This is a genomic window from Paenibacillus sp. FSL L8-0494, from assembly GCF_038003695.1.
Classification (GTDB): Bacteria; Bacillota; Bacilli; order Paenibacillales; family Paenibacillaceae; genus Paenibacillus_AQ; species Paenibacillus_AQ odorifer.
This window is the reverse complement of sequence record NZ_JBBOPQ010000001.1, coordinates 3810348-3825947: the sequence shown is the minus strand read 5'-3', so window position 1 is coordinate 3825947 and position 15600 is coordinate 3810348. Positions and strand designations below refer to the sequence as shown.

General features: G+C 43.5%; 16 protein-coding genes. 12 read left to right on the top strand and 4 right to left on the bottom strand.

The window, feature by feature from the left end; genetic code table 11:
* Window positions 1-73 precede the first annotated feature (73 nt).
* Both NYE35_RS17400 and NYE35_RS17395 read right to left on the bottom strand, forming a co-directional pair.
* Complete coding sequence (locus tag NYE35_RS17400) at window positions 74-1030, bottom strand: alpha/beta hydrolase (protein WP_341121782.1); 957 nt, start codon at window positions 1028-1030, stop codon at window positions 74-76.
* Between the two features lie 198 nt (window positions 1031-1228).
* Entirely contained in the window at window positions 1229-2551 is a 1323-nt protein-coding gene (locus NYE35_RS17395) for an APC family permease (RefSeq protein WP_094900655.1), read from the bottom strand.
* A 128-nt stretch (window positions 2552-2679) separates the two neighbouring features.
* Between NYE35_RS17395 and NYE35_RS17390 the strand changes: the two genes are divergently transcribed.
* The 3 genes from NYE35_RS17390 to NYE35_RS17380 all read left to right on the top strand — a co-directional run bounded on the left by NYE35_RS17390 (window position 2680) and on the right by NYE35_RS17380 (window position 5598).
* Window positions 2680-3582, top strand: a complete 903-nt coding sequence (locus NYE35_RS17390; protein WP_341121780.1) for a LysR family transcriptional regulator — start codon at window positions 2680-2682, stop codon at window positions 3580-3582.
* Window positions 3583-3610: 28 nt separating this feature from the next.
* A complete protein-coding gene (locus NYE35_RS17385) occupies window positions 3611-4516 on the top strand; it encodes a tyrosine-type recombinase/integrase (RefSeq protein WP_341121778.1) in 906 nt (301 codons plus the stop codon).
* Between the two features lie 110 nt (window positions 4517-4626).
* Complete coding sequence (locus NYE35_RS17380) at window positions 4627-5598, top strand: glycoside hydrolase family 113 (protein WP_341121776.1); 972 nt, start codon at window positions 4627-4629, stop codon at window positions 5596-5598.
* Window positions 5599-5789: 191 nt separating this feature from the next.
* Here the strand turns inward: NYE35_RS17380 and NYE35_RS17375 are convergent, their stop codons facing one another.
* The gene (locus tag NYE35_RS17375; RefSeq protein ID WP_036687562.1) at window positions 5790-6713 is read right to left on the bottom strand and encodes an L-lactate dehydrogenase; all 924 of its coding nucleotides are present in this window, start codon (window positions 6711-6713) and stop codon (window positions 5790-5792) included.
* Between the two features lie 172 nt (window positions 6714-6885).
* On the opposite strand from NYE35_RS17375, the gene NYE35_RS17370 reads away from it, so the two are divergent.
* The 4 genes from NYE35_RS17370 to NYE35_RS17355 all read left to right on the top strand — a co-directional run bounded on the left by NYE35_RS17370 (window position 6886) and on the right by NYE35_RS17355 (window position 10575).
* Entirely contained in the window at window positions 6886-8268 is a 1383-nt protein-coding gene (locus tag NYE35_RS17370; protein ID WP_036687561.1) for an amino acid permease, read from the top strand.
* 30 nt (window positions 8269-8298) lie between these two features.
* Complete coding sequence (locus tag NYE35_RS17365) at window positions 8299-9588, top strand: VPS10 domain-containing protein (protein WP_036687559.1); 1290 nt, start codon at window positions 8299-8301, stop codon at window positions 9586-9588.
* Window positions 9589-9811: 223 nt separating this feature from the next.
* Window positions 9812-9988 carry a hypothetical protein gene (locus NYE35_RS17360; protein WP_169744776.1) on the top strand — a complete coding sequence of 59 codons (177 nt, stop codon included), beginning with the start codon at window positions 9812-9814 and terminating at the stop codon, window positions 9986-9988.
* Window positions 9989-10182: 194 nt separating this feature from the next.
* On the top strand, window positions 10183-10575 hold the full coding sequence (locus tag NYE35_RS17355; protein WP_036687780.1) for a DUF2500 domain-containing protein: 393 nt from the start codon (window positions 10183-10185) through the stop codon (window positions 10573-10575).
* A 204-nt stretch (window positions 10576-10779) separates the two neighbouring features.
* Here the strand turns inward: NYE35_RS17355 and NYE35_RS17350 are convergent, their stop codons facing one another.
* Entirely contained in the window at window positions 10780-11205 is a 426-nt protein-coding gene (locus tag NYE35_RS17350; protein ID WP_341121774.1) for a hypothetical protein, read from the bottom strand.
* A 294-nt stretch (window positions 11206-11499) separates the two neighbouring features.
* Between NYE35_RS17350 and NYE35_RS17345 the strand changes: the two genes are divergently transcribed.
* From NYE35_RS17345 to NYE35_RS17325, 5 genes are all read left to right on the top strand, one after another.
* Window positions 11500-11931: a cell wall hydrolase gene (locus tag NYE35_RS17345; protein ID WP_036687557.1), complete on the top strand. Its 432-nt coding sequence runs from the start codon at window positions 11500-11502 to the stop codon at window positions 11929-11931.
* 121 nt (window positions 11932-12052) lie between these two features.
* Window positions 12053-12517 carry a spore coat protein GerQ gene (gene gerQ / locus NYE35_RS17340; RefSeq protein WP_036687556.1) on the top strand — a complete coding sequence of 155 codons (465 nt, stop codon included), beginning with the start codon at window positions 12053-12055 and terminating at the stop codon, window positions 12515-12517.
* 314 nt (window positions 12518-12831) lie between these two features.
* Window positions 12832-14148: a hemolysin family protein gene (locus NYE35_RS17335; RefSeq protein ID WP_036687555.1), complete on the top strand. Its 1317-nt coding sequence runs from the start codon at window positions 12832-12834 to the stop codon at window positions 14146-14148.
* A gap of 161 nt (window positions 14149-14309) precedes the next feature.
* On the top strand, window positions 14310-15062 hold the full coding sequence (locus NYE35_RS17330) for a DsbA family protein (RefSeq protein WP_036687554.1): 753 nt from the start codon (window positions 14310-14312) through the stop codon (window positions 15060-15062).
* Complete coding sequence (locus NYE35_RS17325) at window positions 15059-15523, top strand: disulfide oxidoreductase (protein ID WP_036687553.1); 465 nt, start codon at window positions 15059-15061, stop codon at window positions 15521-15523. The genes NYE35_RS17330 and NYE35_RS17325 overlap by 4 nt, the downstream gene beginning before the upstream one ends.
* The last annotated feature ends 77 nt before the right edge of the window (window positions 15524-15600 follow it).

Below are 15600 nucleotides of genomic sequence, written 5' to 3'. Positions count from 1 at the left end.
CGAATCAGTTTCGCACAAAATTCTTGTGAGAACCAATTCGCCTAGTAAAAGAATATGTCAACAGTTGATTTGTTTAGAAACCTTCACGAAGCCATGTAGTCGCTAACTTGATAGCTCCTTTTTTAGCATGAGTCTCGGCTAAAGGATTCAGCATGACAAAATCATGAATGATGCCTTGGAAGCGGACAGCCGTAACATTCACGCCAGCTTCCCGCAATTTGGCGGCATAAGCTTCACCTTCATCCCGTAGCACATCTGCTTCACCAGTAATAACCAGTGCATCTGGTAAATCCCGTAGCTGCTCTAGGTTAGCCCGAAGAGGAGAGGCAGTGATTTGATTTCGTTCCTCAGGGTCAGTGGTATACTGATCCCAGAACCATTTCATGCCGTCCCGCTGCAAGAAATAACCTTCGGCGAACTCATGATAGGATTCAGTATCAAACGAGGCATCCGTTACCGGATAGAATAGTAGTTGTTTCGCTATCTTCGGTCCACTCCGTTCTTTCGCCATGAGAGTAATAGCAGCTGCCATATTCCCACCGACGCTGTCTCCGGCTATAGAAAGCTTGCTAGTATCAAATCCGTGCTCGCTTCCTTTTTCAGCTGTCCACTTGAGAACTGCGTAGATTTCTTCAATAGCTGTAGGATATTTAGCTTCTGGGGAGAGGCTGTAATTTGGGAAAACAATAGCGGCCTCCGCTCCGACAGCTAGTTCACGGATCAAGCGATCATGGGTATGGGCATTCCCAAACACCCAGCCTGCGCCATGAATGTACAGGATAACAGGCAACGATGCTGATGAGGAGCTTGGGGGACGAACGATTCTTATGGAAACATCACCGTTAGGTCCACCTGGCACCATTAGATCTTCAATATCAACTTCCGGTTTATATATATCACTGGATTGTACGCTATCTACCGTTTCACGACCTTTTTCTGGCCCAAGGTCAGGTAGAAAGGGAGGTTTCGCATTATCATCGGCAAATTTTTGAGCTGCTGGCTCAAGAATGATCTTAGTTTTGTTTGGCATGATTTATCGTCTCCTTTGACTGGTCATAGTCTAGTATACCCTCTTCATTCCATAACCATCTAAGCAGCTGCTGAAACGAATGCCAGTTTACGACTAGTTAGAGATTTGACACTATTTGCACATTTATCGCCTATTGAGCACGGTTTCGGAAACCAGTGTAACTATTCCTTTGGGAGAGGTTCAAACGCAGTTAGAGCCTTACAACACCTTTTGTTGTTTCTCATGCATTCCACGACTAATTTCCTCAGTGACACTTATCCTCTGTTTACTTTTATTACGGATAATCCAAACGAACACCAAAGTGATGAGCAGCGGATAGCCTATCGCCCAACCCGTAAAAGGAAACACAGCAGCTGTTGCTAAAAAAGAAATCCAGCTTATCGTCACGCCTAAGCGACTTCCTTTGAGCAGACGTATTCCTGCAGCACAACCTCCGATATAAGTCAGGATAAAAGTAGCGTTCGGGAACTGGATCAGAGTGGTGATGGAGATGGACCCGCTGCCATACAGTGTCATCACTGTTACAAAACAGAGCAGAAGAAAAGCTATGCCACCGATAGGGGTATGGTATAGTTTGGATATTTTACCCATCCATTTCGGTGCGGAGCCTTGGCGCGATAAAGCATAAGCCACACGTGAGGCAGCTCCTGCATAGGCAATAATTGTGGCTGTACAGATGAACAGACCGGTAAGTCCGGCGATAAATCCTCCCCAGCGCCCAAGAGGTTGACTAATAATCCAGACGAGTGATGTGCTTGCTCCACCTTTGAGATAGCTTTGTGTACCAACAGTTGCTAGTGCGGAGAGAAAATATAGAATCCCTACTATAATAGCGGCGATGGTGACCCCTTTAACGGCGGCACGCTGTGGGTCCTTGAACTCCTCAGATAGGTGTGAGACAGCTTCCCAGCCAATAAAACACCAGAATAAGATTGCTGCAGCCTGGCCAATGCTCATCCATCCATGTGGGACAAAGGGAGTGAAGTGTTCGACTTCCATGCGGGGCAGTGCAGTAGCAAAGGAGAAGACCAGCACAGCAACAATCGCTATTACTACCGCTATCTGTACCTTTCCAGCGACCTGCATGCCAATCCAGTTCGTAATCAGACCAATGACCAGCATAATAGCGGCGATAGTAATTCTCGCAGATTCGTCCCAGCCCATAGCGGCTGTCATATAACCCGCTCCAGTCAGTGCAGCAACAGGTGCACCAATCGGAACGGACATCAGAAAAAACCATCCCACCAGTGAGCCAGCTTTTGGACCAAAAGCAAGCGTTACAAAATGGGACACGCCTCCAGCGTTAGGGAATTTAGCAGAGAGCAGACCCATTGATAAGGCCATCGGCAAAATCAGCAACGACATAAATCCCCACGCCAGTAATGAAGCGGGACCCGCCATTTCTGCAGCTAAACCAGGAACAAGTAAGACCCCAGAACCCAACACAGCCCCGATGTAAAGGGCAATAGCCTGAGGCATGCCAATGTTTTTTTGTAAAGTGTTTGAACCGGATTCCTTCATGTTTTTTTATCCTGCTTTCCTTGTCTTTTGTTCTAGAGTAGCAGATAATAGATCCATTGGAAAAACAGAATTTTTGAATAGTATCCATTCGATATTCCGATGGTTCATTTTCATTTAGGGGGAAATTCATGGAGTCACGTCATCTTTTTACCTTCTTAGTGGTAGTGGAGACGGGCAGTTTTACTAGAGCAGCACAGAAGCTCGATTATGCACAGTCCAGTATTACTGCACAAATCCAAGCACTAGAGTCTGAAATTGACCAGCCATTATTTGATCGGATCAGTAAAAAGATTATTCTAACCGACGCAGGCCGTCGTTTGCTTCCGTTCGCACAGGAAATATCCAGAATGCACAATTTAGCACAGGACGCGTTACGCTCGGATAGTGAACTAACGGGTTCTTTGCGGATTGGGGCTCCTGAATCTCTGGCTGCTTTTCGCTTACCAGGCATTATTAAGGAGTTTCGCGCTAAATATCCGCAGGTGCAAATTATTCTGAAGCCTGGAGCTTGCTGGGAACTATCAGATTTTGTCCGTTCGGGTGAACTGGATTTAGCGTTCTTATTGCAACCGGAGACGGAAGATAAAGATTTAAATATAGAAACATTAGTACATGAGCCGATGACGCTGATCGCAGCGCCAGATCATCCCTTATTAAACCTTGCTGAGGTAGAACCCCTTCATTTAAAAGGAGTGACCATACTTCATACCGAAACTGGCTGTTCCTACCGGACTTTATTTGAACGGCATTTGAACAGTTACGGTGTATTTCCTGACCCCACGTTAGAGTTTTGGAGTATCGAGGCGATAAAGCAATGTGTAATGGCTGATCTTGGCATTGCCTTTCTTCCATTAATTACTGTAAAAAATGAACTGGCTGAAGGCAAACTTGCCAGATTAAATTGGAATGATGAATCACAGCGTGTGGCGACGCAGATCGCCTATCATCATAAAAAATGGAAATCGCCCGTGCTTACGGAGTTCTTACTTGCAATAAAAAAACATGCTGAGCAATGGAGAAGTCTAATATAGATCAACATTAACAAGGAGGCTCTAAGGCATGAATGAGTGGTGTGAAGACTACGAAGAAGGGCTGGAGGCCTTTCTCATCTGGATGAAGGATGCCGGGTACACTCCCTATACGCAAAAATCCTATTTAGTAGATGTGAAACAGTTTTTAGACAGTCTGAATGGTAAAAAGCTTGAGACAGTGAAGAAGCTGCATGTCATTTCCTTTTTGACCTCTGTCCGCGAACGTGGAGTGAGTGATGCCACCCGTAACCGGAAGCATGCTGCGATTAACTGTTTTTTCAAGTCATTGATCGAGCTGGAACTACTACAGAACAACCCGGCAGCCGGAATTAAGAAATCCAAAACTGAGATCAATCGTGAGCCGGTTTACTTAGATGAAAGTGATCTGGGGCGGTTTTTATCTTCTATAGATGGTAAATACAAAAAGCGTAATTTAGCAGTTTTTTTGTTGATGTCCTATATGGGGCTTCGGGTGGGGGAAGTCCACACGCTGAATTTGAGTGATTATAATGTAGAAAGACATTCCCTCCGTGTGTTTGGGAAGGGGCGTAAATGGCGTAATGTGCCGATTCCCGAGGATGTAGTGCCTTTTCTCGACTCCGCGTTAGCAGAAAGGTTAGACCCTTGGCGCAGTAAAGAGGAAGCGATGTTCATTTCACAAAAAGGACGCAGGTTGTCTATCCGAGGCATTCAGCAAATCGCAGCAGATACCTTCGATCGTTTCCAAAGGGATGTGCCAGCAGCACAGCGACGCCCGTATTCAAGCCATAAGCTCCGACATTCTTTTGCAACCATGCTGCTGAGAAAAGGGGCAGATCTGCGTACCGTACAGGAACTGCTAGGTCACTCCTCGATCCAGACTACAACCGTATACACACATATCACGAGTCGTGAGAAGGAAGAGGCCATGTCTAAATTACAAATCCAGCTGTGATTGAAAAGAAAGCAACCTCCTTAGAAAATCGATAACAAAAAATAACTTGTTATTATAACGGTATTGATTTATTCTAACAGTTATTAAGAGTTTTATAGGAGGTCCTAATCGTGAAGAATGTTTTTCTAAAAGGGATGACTTATGGCTGGGGATCAAAACGAGGTGAATACCGTACAGAATATGCAGAAGATTCGATGAGAAAGCTGGCAGAGACAGGTAGTGAATGGATTGCCTTATCTTTTTGGACATGGCAAGACACTGTGCATTCAACAGAAATTCATTATGATTACGGTTACACGGTGACTGATCGTGATCTCGCACATGCGGTACAACTGGCAAAACAGCTTGGTCTTAAAGTTTGTCTTAAACCTGTAGTGAATTCGAGGGATGGCATTTGGAGAGCTAGGATTGGATTTCCGGAAGAGGGAGATGTTTATTGGGCAGCATGGTTCCGTTCTTATACTAATTTCATTAAACACTACGCAGAGTTGGCGGAAGAACTTGAATGTGAGATGTTCTGTATCGGCTGCGAAATGGTCGGCACAGAGTCTAGAACTGCGGAATGGAGACAATTGATTCAAGAGGTCACCAATCTTTATACAGGGCCGATCATTTATAATGCCAATCATGGCAAAGAAGAAGGAATCGAGTGGCTGGATGAGGTGGATTTTATCGGAACCAGCGCTTATTATCCGGTAGCTTCCGTGCCGGGAGATTCTTATGAGAATATGCTGGCTGGTTGGGAGCGGCAGAAACCGCGGCTTAAGTCACTCTCTGAGCGATTTGGCAAGCCTCTCGTATTCATCGAGATTGGCTGCCGAAGTGCTCATGGGTGTGCCACCATGCCATGGGACTTTACATACACAGACTTACCATATTCAGAAGATGAACAGGCCAACTTCTATCGTTCAGCGCTGGAAGCATTCTGGAATGAACCTTGGTTTGCCGGTTACTTCTGGTGGGATTGGAGCACGAAATTGTATGAATTAGAAGAGGCTTCCATTGACCGTGGTTTTGATATTTATGGCAAAAAAGCCGAACAAGTTCTCAAAGAATATTATAAGCAAACTATCACTAAATAAATTGATAAAAAAGATCCGGAATTTCAGGTGAGCCTGGCCTGCTAAAGGATCTTTTTGTCATTGGCAGGCTAAGTTAATTCGTGTTATATTAAAAACCGTCCTTTTCATAGTGGAGGCAACGCTCCACATATAAAAAGGACGGTTTCTTGTGTCTTTTGTAGTCAAAAAGGGCTGTTTCCAGCCAGATTCGCTTACAATTCTAGCTTAGCTATTTCTGCTTTTAGCTTCTCAGCGGATTTCTGGAATAAAGCCTGTTCGGTTTCATTGAGTGGGAGGTCCAGTACCTGTCGAACACCCGAGCGATCTACTACGCAAGGTGCACCGAGATAGACATCCGAAACCCCGTTATAGTTATTTAATAAAGTAGAAACATTCAACACGGCGCCTTCATTATGAAGAATGGAGACTACAATTCGGTCCAGTGCAAGCGCTATTGCATAAGAGGTTGAGCCTTTGGCATCAATTATTTCATAGGCTGCATTCTTGGTATCTTGGAAGATTTCTTCGCGTTCTGCTTCATCAAAACCAAGATCAATCCCAGCTACATTCGCAAGACTCCAAACCGGAAGCTCTGAATCTCCATGTTCACCGATGATCTGTCCGTGAATACTGCGAGGATCGATTTCTTTGTGAAGACCGATCAAATAGCGAAAACGAGCACTATCAAGTACCGTACCAGAACCAATTACACGTCTGCGGTCAAACCCGCTTATTTTCAAAGTCGCGTAAGACAGAATATCTACAGGGTTAGTCGCAATAAGTAGAATGGCATGTTGGTTATACTTTGTAATTTTTTCAATGATATCTTTAAAAATCGAAATATTTTTACGAAGCAGATCTATCCGGGTTTCTCCCGGTTTTTGTGATGCACCGGCAGTTACTATAATGATATCTGCTTCACGGCAGTCTTCATAAGTACCAGCCCATAACTTCACACCACCGACAAAAGGCATGCCGTGATTCATATCCAGTGCTTCGCCAAGTGCTTTCTGATGATTAACGTCAATAAGTACGAGTTCGGGCATACGTCTACGTAACAATAATGTATAGGCTGTAGTTGTACCAACTGCTCCAGTACCGATAACTACGACCCGATTGGGTTTTGGGGGGGCCATGTCTCCATCTCCTTAATATTTCAAATTTTTGGTTTCAATCTTGTCCATCATAATCGTTAACGGTAGTGTTTTCAAGCTGATCTTATTTAATGCATTACCCTAATTAAGGCCATACTAAAATGTGATTTTTATTTCATTATCTTAGCAAGACTAGACAGGAGAGAATGTAAGGATGGATTTATTTCGTAAAAAGGCTCTAAACATACCCACAAGTTCTGAGGGGACGCAGTTAAACAAGACGTTGGGTGCCCTGGATCTAACAATGCTTGGGGTAGGAGCCATTATCGGCACAGGTATTTTTGTAATGACAGGAGTTGCCGCAGCAGAACATGCAGGTCCTGGTCTTATAATTTCTTTTTTACTGGCGGCGTTTGCCTGTGTGCTCTCGGCATTATGTTATTCGGAATTTGCTTCGACCATTCCTGTTTCCGGGAGTGCTTATGCTTATAGTTATGTAGCCTTTGGAGAACTATTAGCTTGGATCTTAGGCTGGGATCTCGTCTTGGAATACGGAGTTGCCGCAGCGGCTGTAAGCAGTGGCTGGTCAGGGTATTTTCAGGGGTTATTAGAGGGCTTTGGGATACATCTCCCAACCGCACTATCGGGGGCTTATAATCCGGAAGCGGGTACAATAATAAATCTGCCTGCAGTAATCATCATTTTGTTAATTTCCTATTTACTGACTCGGGGAACGAAAGAAACGGCACGTTTTAACGCCATCATGGTCTTTATCAAAATAGCAGTGGTGCTTCTATTTATCGTAACTGGATTTTTCTATGTGAAGCCAGAGAATTGGACTCCATTTCTCCCCTTTGGATACCATGGCGTGATCAATGGCGCGGCCACAGTGTTTTTTGCCTACATAGGTTTTGATGCGCTAGCAACCGCTGCAGAAGAGGTGAAAAGACCCCAACGCGATTTGCCGATTGGAATTATTTCATCCCTTGCTATCTGCACTGTCTTGTACGTTCTTGTCTCACTCGTATTAACAGGTATTGTTCCATATACTGATCTCAATGTTAGTGATCCTGTATCTTATGCGCTTCGCTTTGTAAATCAGGATATGATTGCCGGTCTGATCTCTGTCGGAGCCATTGCGGGTATGACTACGGTATTGCTCGTGATGTTATTCGGTCAAACCCGGCTGTTATTTGCCATCTCACGTGATGGCCTACTGCCAATAAGTTTATCTAAGATTAATGCTAAAACACAGGTACCTGTACGAAGCACATGGATGGTAGGCATCTTAATAGCCGTGTTAACGGGTTTCATCCCACTGGACCGGTTGGCAAATCTGACAAGCATAGGAACATTGTTTGCCTTTTTTGTAGTGTCTTTAGGGGTAATCGCGCTTAGATATATTCATCCGGATTTAAAAAGAGGGTTCAGAGTTCCATGGGTACCTTTCATTCCGCTGTTAAGTGCGGCAACTTGTGGTATTTTGATGTATAATCTAGGAAGTGAGACATGGATTGGTTTTCTAATTTGGACAGTTGTTGGACTTCTAATCTATGCACTATACGGCTATCGTAATAGTAATTTGAATCATAAATAAGATTCAATCCATCCGAGAGGAGAGAGGTTATTGGCATCTAAGATTGCTGGATTGAAGGGAATAAGATTAATATTGATGCTGATTTTGTTAGCGTGGGTGGTCACGGCTTGTTCATCTCCTCCCCCGGAACCTACTCAGCAGCCCCAGCCGACAGAGGCACCTGAAGAAGGACAGACGATAACCCTGATTACTCCAGACGCGAATCATGTTGACAATGATAGTGCTCCGAAATATCAAATTCAGACTCGTCTTACAGATTTTCAGCTGCTTAGTGAAAGTGAAGGTCTGGCCTGGGGGGTTACCAAAAACGAACTCCGGTTGTACTTAACTCGGGATAACGGAGCAACTTGGGCTAATATTTCACCAGCACCAAATGTGCAGTTCCTCTCCAACCCTGTGTATGGGAAGGGGATTTTCTTCACGGATCCATCACATGGTTGGATTATAAGAAGTGCTTTTGGCTCGACAGAAACGATTGTGCTGCGAACCACAGATGGTGGCCAAAGCTGGAAAATCTCATCTTTAGGAGATGTTAATACAGTATCCTCTGTATATTTCAACTCACCCAAACGGGGTTGGCTGATGACCTCATGGAACGCATCTTCCAATAAAGAGAACAAGGCACTTTTTTCAACAACAGACGGTGGGGCCACTTGGGAAGAAGTGATGCAGAATGAGCAATACAATCCGAATTTCCCTAATGATTCGATACCGTTTGCCGGCGTCACCACTGGAATGATTTTTCGCAATAGTACACATGGATTTGTGACAATGCAGACAGGCGCTCTTCCCAAAATCTTTATGACAAAAGATGGCGGTAAGAGCTGGAGCCTCGGGCCAGCTTTTCTAGTTAACGAACGTTTAGAAGATTGTGACCGAGTAATTACTGGCAAACCGGAGTTCTTCGATGCCAGTAAGTCTACTGGTTGGATGTCTGTTGGCTGCCAAAAGGATAAAGAAAAAACAATCGCCTACCATGGATATTTTACAGCTAACGGAGGTGCTAACTGGAAATTTGCATCCTTTGGATTGAACGCACAAGCTGGTGTTAATCGTCAAATTACTCCGACGTTTTTGAACTCACAGATCGGTTGGACCATACTCGGCGACACTCTTTACCATACGGTGGATCAAGGAGCTACGTGGTTGCCCCTTAAAGAGAGTAGTGTACTGCGATCTAAGCTTCTGGAATATCCGGAGATTGTAAAGCTGCAGTTTTTTTCCACTGAGGTGGGGTGGCTTTTGATTGAGAAAAAAGAGGACAAGCGCTCGATACTGTTACAGACTACGAATGGTGGTATCAGCTGGCGCGTAATGTAATAAGGAAAAAGAACCTGCCTGTTGGTAGGTTCTTTTGTTGTTAGCAGAGTGGGGGTTTATTGTTGTTTGTGAATGATTGAATATAAGGAAAAAACTTATTTAAAATTTTCTTTATAAATGTGAAAAAAATCACATGACATTTAAAGAATCCTGTGATATATTTAACACATAGAAAACAAGTTCAAATTTTCACAAACTCAGACATCGAATAGGAGAGATTACAATGAAAACATTCGAAACAGATTATATGACAAGAAACCTTTTGCAACTTTGCTACAACTGTGATGACGCTCATCTTTGTGAAACTGAAGAACAATGCAGAGCTTGCTGGGCTGAAAATGGAATGTTAGATGATCAGACAGACGAAACTAAGAAATTGCTAGACCTAGTTCATGCTTAATTTAATAACTGAAAACTCTGTATAGAGACCACTCGAATTCTTGATTTCTAAGAAAACGAAGTGGTCTTTTTTGCATCTAGTCTCACTTATTTAATGCTTTCTGGACTAGATGAGGCATATACATGTACAGAAGTACCCAGAACGCAGCAATTAGGCTGAATTACAAGGGGAAGAAGGGGGAAACTGTCATGGGAATGGGCCCGGATCTTTCGTGGATGTTTGATTTTGCCGGAACGGTGATGCCGATCTTTATCGTTGTTATGATTGGTATTCTTGCTATATCAGCAGGCAGGGGCTTGCTTCAATGGGGCAGGAACAATGGCTCACCCATACTAACAATCCCTGCACATATCGTTAGCAAACGGACTGAAGTACGTCAGCAGCAGCTTCAGGAAGAGAATGGCTCAACTCGTACGAGTACAACTTACTATTTAACGTACGAGCTGGAAGGCGGCAGTCGCATGGAATTTAAAGTAGATGGCCATGAATATGGCTTGAGCGCAGAAGGCGATAGAGGAATGCTTACTTATCAAGGAACTAGATATCATGGATTCCAACGACAGCCACAATACTCAACTGCGGAGTAGTCATTTGTATTAAATCAAAACAGCGATCCTCATGCTCATGGGGATCGCTGTTTTGCGTTTTGGTTATGTACAATTCAAGTTCATTGACCCTGTAGCTCTCAAAGCTCACTATAAGTGCGATCATCTACTAAGTAGCTGATTATCATCATCCCCTTACCTTACGGACCCAGATGACGTTATTTGTAATTTCACAGCCTTTTGAGCCTAGTTTCGGACTCCAATGCAGCTATTCATTAGAAAGATGCTTATAATCGGTGCTTTGCGGGCCAATAGGGGCTTTGGGGTCCGATAGAATCCCAAAAGTGGATTAATATCGCGAATAAGGTCAGCTGTGTCCGATAGCGCATTCTGAGCGGACGTTGACGTGGATGCTGTTGCTGACGTTGAAGCTATTGCTAACAAGGACATCGACGCTGACGTGGACATTGTGGCTAACACCGACAACGATTCCAGCACCGATTCGACGCTAAAACCGACGCCGACTCTGATGCTGTACTGACGCGCTAACACCGACGCCGACCCTGATGATAACACCGACGCCGACCCTGATGCTGCCACCAACATCGACTCAGACGCTAACGCTGTCGTTAACAAGGACATCGACGCTGACGTGTACATTGTGGCTAACACCGACACCGCCCCCCGACTCAGACGCTAACGCTGTCGTTAACGAGGACATCGATGCTGACGCTGACATTGTCGCTAACACCGCAGCTGCCCCCGACTCTTACGCTGTAACGCGAATGTAATTGGGCAAACGCAGCTTAGAGTGTAGATAAAGGGGATTTGCTGAGTGGTTAAAAGGAAAAATCCCTACTCTAAAAAATAGGCGGGAACTGTCACCTCTTAGGCGAATGCACATACTATACAGCATGCAGTTAAGAACGAGGTTGCTACAAGAAGTGACCCCAAGGAGGAGACAGCGTGGCCGTCATCAAAACGAACTCGGAAGATGTGAAGGTGCTGGCGCGGTTGATGAGAGCGGAAGCTGAGGAAGATGGAGAACTCGGTATGCTCATGGTCGGCAATGTTGGCGTCAACCGGATTCTTGGCAATTGCTTGGACTTTAATAACATTCGGAATGTGAATGACATGGTCTATCAAAGTCCAGGAGGTTTCGAAGCGCCGCAGAAGGGATACTTCTATCAGCGAGCCAGAGAAGCAGATATCCGTCTAGCCAAACGTGTAATTGCTGGTGAAAGAACCTGGCCAGCTACCAATGCTTTGTGGTTCTTCAGACCCGCAGGTGATTGTCCTGCAACCTGGTATAACCAACAAAACACAGGCCGCTTCAAAGCCCATTGCTTCTTTACTCCGACCGGAGAAGATTGCCCGACTGTATTTATCGGCAATTAGTATGGTAACTGTGCAAAGAGAATTACTCAATAAAATGAGTAATTCTCACAGAAAGTAAGAGTGATTTCAATTGTGTCCAAAGGAGTTTATGCTCCGATAAACATTTAGGAGGTTTCATTAAATGATCGTTCAACCTTACCGCCCCGTAACTTATACCATCGGTAGTGTCTCTTCTTCAGGTATGCCAATGTCTTCCGGAATGCCGATGTCATCAGGAATGCAAGGCATGGGCAGCATGCCACCTCAAGTAAGCAGTGGCAGTCCAATGACGCCAGGGGGAGTAGTAGTTCAGAATCCACCACAAACGTTCGAACAATCCTACATCGAAAATATTTTCCGCCTGAATTTAGGAAAAGTAGGTACGTTTTATTTTACTTATGAGAACAACAAAGACTGGAATGCCAAAGTTTACAAGGGTGTGCTGGAAGCGGCAGGCCGTGACCACATTATTATCAGTGACCCTGCGACTGGCCAACGCACCGTCTTACTTATGATTTATTTTGATTATGCTACCTTCGATGAGCCCCTTACTTATCAATACCCAGGTGTAATTGGCAATCCTCCAACGATGAGAAATTGTCGCTAAATGTAATCCATCTTCGATGAGAAGAACTCCAACGCCAAACGGTTAGGAGTTCTTTTTATTTGTGATTAATTTATGGAATAATCTTGATAATCACTGCCCATTTTTTTTCGAAAGGACACGCATGCTTGCGGTTTGCCCCAATATATTAATATAATAAAGTATATATTCAAAAACGTGATTCTAGACTGGAGATGAAACCATTGGGAAATTGATACTGAAAGGAACAAACGGCGAGCATTTTGCCAATACTCTGAAAAAACGAAGGAGGTGGGCCTATCCATCCATGTACGGAAAATGGTGGATAGGAGTATAAATTGAGCGACCCTTTACCCGGTATATTACATGTTGGTCTTATTATTTTGTTGGTATTGTTAAATGGATTTTTTGTTTCAGTCGAATATGCAATGGTGAAAGTGCGAAGTGGTAGAATTGATACCCTGATTGAAGAAGGTAGTAAAAAAGCTTTTAATGCAAAAAGCATTGTCAGCAACCTGGATGGCTATCTCTCAGCCTGTCAGCTCGGCATTACATTGGCTTCTCTTGCATTAGGGTGGCTGGGTCAACCAGCTATAGCTAATCTTATAGGGCCTTTATTAGGAAGCATAGGTTTAGGAGAAACTGCTGTTAATGTTGTATCTTTGGTTATTGCTCTTATGTTCATTACTATCTTGCATATCGTATTAGGTGAGCTTGCACCTAAGACCATTGCTGTTAACAAGGCTGAATCTGTCCTTTTACTAACAGCAGGACCGATGAATGTATTTTACAAAATCATGTATCCAGTGATATGGATCGTTAATGGGCTGGCGCGTGGTTTACTGCAAATTTTCCGATTAGCCCCGGCTTCAGAGCTGGGAACGGCGCATACGGAAGAAGAAATTCGTATTATCATGCAGGAAAGTAACAAAAGCGGCTTTATCGATAATACTGAAATGGCTTTGGTTGACAATATTTTTGAATTTGTGGATACCATGGCTCGGGAGATCATGATTCCGCGGACAGAGATGATCTGTCTGAATAATCATGTTTCTGCTGAGGAGAACCTTGAGATTGCCTATGATGGCATGAGGACACGTTATCCCGTCTGTGATGGTGATAAGGATCATATTTTAGGCTTCATCCATATAAAGGACTTAATTAAGGATCGCCCGCAAAGTTATCAGAAATTAATTCGTCCAATATTAACCGTGCCGGAATCCATTCAGATTAGCGCTTTGCTGAAAGTTATGCAGCGTGCGAAGACACAAATCGCCATATTGATCGATGAATATGGTGGAACTTCAGGAATGGTGACATTGGAAGATATCATGGAGGAAATTGTTGGAGAAATTCAGGATGAATTTGATGAGGAACGTCCCGGTGTTGAGAAGCTTGGCGAGGATGAACACTCCATTGACGGTTTGATGCTTATTGAAGAGATTAATGATCTTTTGGGTCTTCATATGGAGACTGAGGATTACGATACGATAGGCGGCTGGCTGTATTCTAAATTGGAGGTTAATCCACCTCAAAAAGGGCAATCCGTAGAATTTGATGATCATCTATTTATTGTAGAAGAGACTGAGAATAAGCGAATTTCTCGAATTAAGCTATTGCGGTTACAGTTATTGAATGAAGAAGCTGGAGCTTGATGGAATTATATATTTTTAAAATAAGAGCAGCGTTTCTCCTTTTGGAGTCACGCTGTTTTTTTTGACTATACTGTTTGCCAAAAAGAGATTAATAATTATATAATTTTAAATGTATATGATAAAAACTACATTAGTCCCTAGAGGACAGAAAGGAATTCTCCTTGAGTAAACCTAAAAAAAGTCCAAATGTTCCCCAGTTGAGCAAACAAGAGAAACGACGGGTAGAACAGGAGCAACAGAAGCAGAAAACGAGAATTTTAGTTATTAGTTCAATAGCTGTAGTAGTTATCATTTTTGTTGGATTGTTTATGTTAGCTTCGAAAGATGCAGCAAAGAATGTCTCTACAGGAGAACCGGTAGAATTCAATTACAGTGAGCTACCTAGGATTGGTAATGAGGATGCACCTGTTAAGCTTGTTGAATTTGGCGATTTCAAATGTCCAGCTTGTTCCCAGTTTGCTGGCTCCATGAAACCGAAAATTGTTCAAGATTTTGTCAACGAGGGAAAAGCAGCTCTTTACTTTGTAAATATGGCTTTCGTTGGTCCTGACTCTGAGACAGCTTCACTAGCTGCATTGTCTGTATACCATCAGAATAAGGATGAATTCTGGAAGTTCTATGATGCTGTATATGCGCAGCAAGGGGATGAGAGCGACGAATGGGCCACTGAGGATTTCTTGATAAGCCTTGCTGAAAAAGAGAAATTAGCGATCGATTACGATCTGTTGCGTAAAGACATCCAAGAGAAAACTTATGCAGATGAGCTGAAGAAAGACATTCAGTTGGCAACTGACGCAGGCGTGACAACTACGCCATCGCTCTACATTAATGGGGTGAAAACGGCTGAACCTTTCGATATTGAAGCGATTACATCTGAAATTAACACCGCCGCAAAAGCAGTGGAGGCAAAGTGACAAAATTCCTATCTTTTTGCAAGCGTAACTGCCTCTATCTGGCCTGGTTTGTCTCTTTGGTTGCTGTAGCTGGTAGCTTGTATTTAAGTGAAGTCTTGAAATATGAACCTTGTAAGCTTTGCTGGTTTCAGCGGATTTTTATGTATCCGCAGTTATTTTTGTTGGGAATTGCCACTTTCCGTGGAGATAAGCGCATCATTCCTTATGTGCTTCCATTAAGTTTGATTGGTGGCAGTATCTCAATCTATCATTATGCGGAACAGAAGATTCCAGCGTTAAGTAAAGTTCTACCTTGTACAATTGGTGTTCCTTGTAATAAAGATTACTTGAACTACTTCGGATTTATTACGATTCCTTTGTTAGCTTTAATCGCTTTTGCTCTAATTAGTCTCCTTCTTTGGTATGGACGTAAGGAAGAAGAAATGATTGAAGTAGATGCAGAGGAGAGCTTAGGATTTTAGTTTTCGCTTTGGAAGTTACAAAAAAGCTGAAAAGGTATTAAAATCACGGGCTAGAGGGATAATTGAAGATAATGAAA